This window comes from Enterobacter sp. CM29 (genome assembly GCF_013179605.1).
In the GTDB taxonomy this organism is placed as follows: Bacteria; Pseudomonadota; Gammaproteobacteria; order Enterobacterales; family Enterobacteriaceae; genus Enterobacter; species Enterobacter intestinihominis.
Genome location: NZ_JABMCU010000034.1, coordinates 20,858 through 27,234 on the forward strand (window position 1 = coordinate 20,858; position 6,377 = coordinate 27,234).

A 6,377-nucleotide genomic window follows, 5' to 3' on the forward strand; every position below is an offset into this window, starting at 1 on the left:
GTCAGGCATTAATGATTTGTTGAATTTCGTTGCTGCTTAAATGGTACTGACGCGGACAGGCGTGCCACGCGCTCAGCATACGTTGATACTTATCCCACATCGGGGTCTGGGCGTTGAAGCCGTGCGTACCCGCATCAAAATGAGTGTAGCGCCCTTCGGTGTTCACCATAAAGCGCACATAGCTCAGATAGCGCGCTTCTGTCGCGGCATCAAAGCCCAGGAACGTCACGCGGCGCTCATCAATGGACTGCTGGTCTTTCAGATTGGTCCAGGACACATGCAGCGCATGGTACATCTCCATGATGTCGATAACGATACGGCAGGTTTCCTCTTTCAGTTCGCCAAATTCGCGATCCAGTTCGCGCATCTGCAAGCCAAAACCACGTTCAACAATGGTTTGCAGGCGGCTGTAGCGCGCAGCGTTATCGGGATCAAGCATAGTCATCATCTTGTACTGGTTAGACAAAATCAGACGTTGAGCATGGGTCATTTCCATCTTTCGACTCCTGTAGCGCATTGCACTGTAAAAAAAAAGACACGGTAACTGATTGTTACTGTGCCTTCTTTTGGTCGTCGTTTCGATGATCAATCACAAGTCATCGAGGAATGTTTTATCAAGCTGTTTAAACGCGCGCTTGAGGGTGTCCGCCAGCGCCTGATAATCCGGCTTGCCTTCAACCGGGGCGAGCGCCTGGCCGGCCTCCTCCAGTTTTCCACGCACTTCATAAAACCAGTGTAAAATAGAAGGCGGAAGTGGCGTGACGGAACGTTTACCTAACCACCACAATCCCTGCATCGGCAGGCTTAACGCAAAGAGCGCCGTCGCGACGGCAGGTCCAAGCTGTCCACCCAGCGCAATTTGCCAGCAAAGAGTAAAGACAGCGATCGGGGGCATAAAGCGAATCGCATAGCGCGTGGCGCGAATAGTGCGATTTTCAATAAACATGGGCGCGAGGCGCTTTTCCATCGGCCATGTCTTTGCGTAATGCTGTCCCCGACGAAACAGACTAAAAAAGTTCACGGACGGGATTTCAGGTGTTGACATGGCTGTACCTCAACTTCACATATAAAAATTAAAATTTTCGTGCAAAACCACAACAGGCTATGACAACGTTCAAAATATTTTGTCATCGCTACCCCGTATCGGGTATCCTGTGCCAGCCTGATAGGCCGTAGACGAGAAGCGTTAACTCGTCAAATTATCGCATATTATGCCATTGTCTGAAAAATGTTCAAAATGGCTTAAAATCATAGGTATTTCTTCCATCCTGCCAGAATGTTCGTTTGGCATGATGTTAATCATAAATGTCTGAGTCAGCATGCGTTACGCTTTAGACTCATTGACGTTTTTTTAGCCACGTATCAATTATAGGTACTTCCATGTCGAGTAAGTTAGTACTGGTTCTGAACTGCGGTAGCTCTTCACTGAAATTCGCCATCATCGATGCGCTCAACGGTGATGAGTACCTCTCTGGTTTGGCCGAATGTTTCCATCTGCCTGAAGCACGTATCAAGTGGAAGATGGACGGCAGCAAACAAGAAGCGGCTTTAGGTGCAGGCGCCGCTCACAGTGAAGCGCTGAACTTTATCGTTAACACTATTCTGGCACAAAAACCAGAACTGTCTGCTCAGCTGACTGCGATTGGTCACCGTATCGTCCACGGCGGCGAAAAATACACCAGCTCCGTGGTAATCGACGACTCTGTGATTCAGGGCATCAAAGACTCTGCGTCTTTCGCACCGCTGCATAACCCGGCTCACCTGATCGGTATCGCTGAAGCACTGAAATCCTTCCCGAATCTGAAAGATAAAAACGTGGCCGTGTTTGACACCGCGTTCCATCAGACCATGCCGGAAGAGTCTTACCTCTATGCCCTGCCATACAGCCTGTACAAAGAGCACGGCGTACGTCGCTACGGCGCACACGGCACCAGCCACTTCTATGTGACTCAGGAAGCCGCAAAAGTACTGAACAAGCCGGTTGAAGAAGTCAACATCATCACCTGCCACCTGGGCAACGGTGGTTCTGTTTCTGCTATCCGCAACGGTAAGTGTGTTGATACCTCTATGGGTCTGACCCCGCTGGAAGGTCTGGTGATGGGTACCCGTTCCGGTGATATCGACCCGGCGATCATCTTCCACCTGCACGACACCCTGGGCATGAGCGTTGACGACATCAACAAAATGCTGACCAAAGAGTCTGGCCTGCTGGGTCTGACCGAAGTCACCAGCGACTGCCGTTACGTTGAAGACAACTACGCAGAAAAAGCTGACGCTAAACGTGCAATGGACGTTTACTGCCACCGTCTGGCGAAGTACATCGGTTCTTACACCGCGCTGATGGACGGTCGTCTGGACGCGGTTATCTTCACCGGCGGCATCGGTGAGAACGCGGCAATGGTACGTGAGCTGTCCCTGGGCAAACTGGGCGTTCTGGGCTTCGAAGTCGATCACGAGCGTAACCTGGCTGCCCGCTTCGGCAAGTCTGGCTTCATCAACAAAGAAGGCACCCGCCCGGCTATCGTTATCCCAACTAACGAAGAGCTGGTCATCGCGCAAGACGCGTGCCGCCTGACTGCCTGATTCCACACCGCCAGCAATGCTGGCGGTGCTGTTTTGTAGCCCGCCCAACGCGGCGGTAACGAAAGAGGATAAACCGTGTCCCGTACTATTATGCTGATCCCTACCGGAACCAGCGTCGGCCTGACCAGCGTCAGCCTCGGCGTGATCCGCGCTATGGAACGCAAAGGCGTTCGTCTGAGCGTCTTTAAGCCTATCGCCCAGCCACGTGCCGGTGGCGATGCGCCAGACCAGACCACCTCCATCGTTCGTAAGAACTCCAATCTGCCAGCGGCTGAACCGCTGAAGATGAGCCACGTTGAATCTCTGCTCTCCAGCAACCAGAAAGACGTGCTGATGGAAGAGATCATCGCCAACTACCACGCAAACGCGCAGGACGCTGAAGTGGTGCTGGTTGAAGGCCTGGTCCCGACCCGTAAACACCAGTTTGCCCAGTCTCTGAACTTTGAAATCGCGAAAACCCTGAACGCAGAGATTGTTTTCGTGATGTCTCAGGGCACTGACACCCCAGAGCAGCTGAAAGAGCGTATCGAACTGACGCGCAGCAGCTTCGGCGGTGCGAAAAACACCAGCATCACCGGCGTGATTGTTAACAAGCTGAACGCGCCAGTAGATGAGCAGGGCCGTACGCGTCCTGACCTGTCCGAAATCTTCGACGACTCTTCCAAAGCGAAAGTCATCAAAGTTGACCCGGCTAAGCTGCAGGATTCCAGCCCACTGCCGGTGCTGGGTGCGGTGCCATGGAGCTTCGATCTGATTGCCACCCGTGCAATCGATATGGCGCGTCACCTGAATGCCACCATCGTTAACGAAGGCGATATCAACACCCGCCGCGTGAAGTCCGTGACCTTCTGCGCGCGCAGCATTCCGCACATGCTGGAACACTTCCGCGCAGGTTCCCTGCTGGTGACCTCTGCTGACCGTCCAGACGTGCTGGTTGCAGCGTGCCTGGCTGCGATGAACGGCGTGGAAATCGGTGCGATCCTGCTGACCGGTGCCTACGAGATGGACCCGCGCGTCAGCAAGCTGTGCGAACGTGCGTTCGCCACTGGCCTGCCAGTCTTCATGGTGAACACCAACACCTGGCAGACCTCCCTGAGCCTGCAAAGCTTCAACCTCGAAGTGCCGGTTGATGACCACGAGCGTATCGAGAAAGTTCAGGAATACGTTGCGGGCTACATCAACGCAGACTGGATTGAATCCCTGACGGCGACGTCCGAGCGCAGCCGTCGTCTGTCTCCTCCAGCCTTCCGTTACCAGCTGACCGAGCTGGCGCGTAAAGCGGGCAAACGCGTGGTTCTGCCAGAAGGTGACGAACCACGTACCGTTAAAGCGGCGGCCATCTGTGCAGAGCGCGGTATCGCGACCTGTGTGCTGCTGGGTAACCCGGATGAGATCAACCGCGTTGCGGCGTCTCAGGGCGTTGAGCTGGGCGCTGGCATTGAGATCGTTGACCCGGAAGTGGTTCGCGAAAGCTACGTTGCCCGCCTGGTTGAGCTGCGTAAGAACAAGGGCATGACCGAAGCCGTTGCGCGCGAGCAGCTGGAAGATAACGTCGTGCTGGGTACGCTGATGCTGGAGCAGGACGAAGTTGACGGCCTGGTTTCCGGTGCGGTTCACACCACCGCGAACACCATCCGTCCACCGTTGCAGCTGATCAAAACCGCACCGGGCAGCTCTCTGGTCTCCTCCGTGTTCTTCATGCTGCTGCCTGAACAGGTTTACGTTTATGGCGACTGCGCGATCAACCCGGACCCAACCGCAGAGCAGCTGGCAGAAATCGCTATCCAGTCTGCGGACTCCGCGACTGCCTTCGGTATCGAACCGCGCGTCGCGATGCTCTCCTACTCCACCGGTACTTCTGGTGCAGGCAGCGACGTAGAGAAAGTCCGTGAAGCAACCCGCATTGCGCAGGAAAAACGTCCGGATCTGATGATCGACGGCCCGCTCCAGTACGATGCCGCGGTAATGGCTGACGTTGCGAAATCTAAAGCGCCTAACTCGCCGGTTGCAGGTCGCGCTACCGTGTTCATCTTCCCGGATCTGAACACCGGTAACACCACCTATAAAGCGGTACAGCGTTCAGCAGACCTGATCTCCATCGGGCCAATGCTGCAAGGTATGCGCAAGCCTGTGAACGACCTGTCTCGTGGTGCGCTGGTTGACGATATCGTCTACACCATCGCGCTGACGGCGATCCAGTCTTCGCAGCAGCAGTAAGCTAAAAAGCCCGGTGGCGCTAGCGCTTACCGGGCCCAGGGTTTTGTAGGCCGGATAAGCGAAGCGCCATCCGGCAAAAAAGGCGACCATTCAACGGTCGCCTTTTTTATTACAGCAACTCTCGTGCCGCCGACACAATGTCATGTGCCGTCAGGCCATACTCCTTCTGCAGGAAGTCCTGCGTGCCTACCTGACCGTAACGCTCCTTCACCCCAACCCGCCGCATCGGCACCGGACAGGTTTCCACCAGCACTTCCGCCACCGCCGACCCCAGCCCGTTGTGAATGCTGTGGTTTTCGCAGGTCACAATACGCCTGGTTTTCTCGGCATAATTTTTCACCAGCATCCGATCGATGGGCTTCAGGGTAAACATGTCGATGACCGCTGCGCTTACCCCCTCCTGCTCCAGCTGGCGCGCCGCCTCCAGCGCTTCCGCCACCATAATGCCGTTAGCAATCAGGGTAATATCGGTTCCCTCGCGCAGCACGTTGCCCTTGCCGATGGTGAAGGTTGACCCCGGGGCATAGACGCTCGGCGCCTGTTTACGGATGGTCCGCACCCAGTAGAAGCCTTCCAGGTCGATAAGCTGACGCAGCACATCTTCGAACATCACCGCATCGGTCACCTCCAGCACCACTGAATGCGCCAGACCGCGCACGATGCCCATATCCTCAAACGACATATGCGTCCCGCCGTTGTGGCAGGCCGTCACGCCCGCATCCGAGGCAATCACCTTCACGTTATTGCGCTGGTAGTCCAGGGACATAAACAGCTGGTCGAAGCAGCGACGGCTGGCAAAGGCGGTAAAGGTATGGACGAACGGCTTACGTCCGGTGAGCGACAGCCCGGCGGCCGTCCCAATCACGTTAGCCTCCATAATGCCGCAGTTGATGACGTGCTGTGGATAATCACGCGCTACGCCGTCCATCGCCATCGAACTCATCAGATCCGCTTCGAGCGCAATAATCTCGCTCCCGGCCTCAATCTGTTTTGCCACAAAACCCGCATAGACCTTACGCATCTCAACGGCATCTTTCTGTCCTGTCGGTGCAACCTTAATCATGTGAAGCCTCCAGTTGGCGAATCGTCTCGTTGAGCGCCGCTTTGCTCTCCTCAGTTAATCGCAGGTGATGCGAGTTGCTGAGCTGTTCCAGGTATGGCACCCCCTGCCCTTTGATGCTGTCGAGGATCACCACCCGCGGACGCGCATCGGTCGCAGGGATCGGCGCGGTCACCTCCAGCAGCGCCGGAATGTCGTCCCCTTTCACCGTCACCACGTCAAAACCAAAGGCGCGGAATTTGCCTTCCAGATCGAAGGCGCTGATGATTTCGTCCAGCTCGCCGTCGAGCTGCTGTTTGTTCCAGTCCACGAACACCGTCAGATTGTTCAGTCGATGGTGAGCAATAAACTGGAAGGCTTCCCAGCACTGCCCTTCGTTCAGCTCCCCGTCGCCAACGATGCAAAACACCCGGTTTGGCCTTTCTGCCAGCTTGTGCGACAGCGCCATGCCGCCTGCAATGGAGATCCCCTGCCCCAGCGATCCGGTGGTGGCATCCACGCCGCGTGTTTTCAGGCG

At 55.7% G+C, this 6,377-nt stretch carries 6 protein-coding genes; 2 read left to right on the forward strand and 4 right to left on the reverse strand.

Annotated features, from left to right (window positions below; translation table 11 throughout):
• Nucleotide 1: 1 nt before the first annotated feature.
• Together HP459_RS06725 and yfbV are read right to left on the reverse strand one after the other, a co-directional pair.
• Nucleotides 2–496 carry a YfbU family protein gene (locus tag HP459_RS06725; RefSeq protein ID WP_008502874.1) on the reverse strand — a complete coding sequence of 165 codons (495 nt, stop codon included), beginning with the start codon at nucleotides 494–496 and terminating at the stop codon, nucleotides 2–4.
• Between the two features lie 93 nt (nucleotides 497–589).
• Nucleotides 590–1,045 (reverse strand): terminus macrodomain insulation protein YfbV, encoded by a 456-nt coding sequence (gene yfbV, locus HP459_RS06730; protein ID WP_003861459.1) that lies wholly within the window; start codon nucleotides 1,043–1,045, stop codon nucleotides 590–592.
• A gap of 335 nt (nucleotides 1,046–1,380) precedes the next feature.
• Here yfbV and ackA point away from each other — a divergent pair, with 335 nt between their 5' ends.
• Nucleotides 1,381–2,583: an acetate kinase gene (gene ackA, locus HP459_RS06735; RefSeq protein ID WP_022648835.1), complete on the forward strand. Its 1,203-nt coding sequence runs from the start codon at nucleotides 1,381–1,383 to the stop codon at nucleotides 2,581–2,583.
• 75 nt (nucleotides 2,584–2,658) lie between these two features.
• Nucleotides 2,659–4,800: a phosphate acetyltransferase gene (pta, locus tag HP459_RS06740; RefSeq protein WP_022648836.1), complete on the forward strand. Its 2,142-nt coding sequence runs from the start codon at nucleotides 2,659–2,661 to the stop codon at nucleotides 4,798–4,800.
• Nucleotides 4,801–4,909: 109 nt separating this feature from the next.
• Here the strand turns inward: pta and HP459_RS06745 are convergent, their stop codons facing one another.
• Nucleotides 4,910–5,863: a transketolase family protein gene (locus HP459_RS06745; protein ID WP_038416451.1), complete on the reverse strand. Its 954-nt coding sequence runs from the start codon at nucleotides 5,861–5,863 to the stop codon at nucleotides 4,910–4,912.
• On the reverse strand, nucleotides 5,856–6,377 hold a 522-nt coding region (locus tag HP459_RS06750; protein WP_253939624.1), incomplete at its 5' end, for a 1-deoxy-D-xylulose-5-phosphate synthase N-terminal domain-containing protein. The genes HP459_RS06750 and HP459_RS06745, both read right to left, overlap by 8 nt.

Excerpts from the sequence above, each read along its gene's own strand:
- ackA (WP_022648835.1), top strand. The coding sequence starts at position 1,381 with ATGTCGAGTAAGTTAGTACTGGTTCTGAACTGCGGTAGCTCTTCACTG.
- yfbV (WP_003861459.1), bottom strand. The coding sequence starts at position 1,045 with ATGTCAACACCTGAAATCCCGTCCGTGAACTTTTTTAGTCTGTTTCGT.
- HP459_RS06725 (WP_008502874.1), bottom strand. The coding sequence starts at position 496 with ATGGAAATGACCCATGCTCAACGTCTGATTTTGTCTAACCAGTACAAG.
- HP459_RS06745 (WP_038416451.1), bottom strand. The coding sequence starts at position 5,863 with ATGATTAAGGTTGCACCGACAGGACAGAAAGATGCCGTTGAGATGCGT.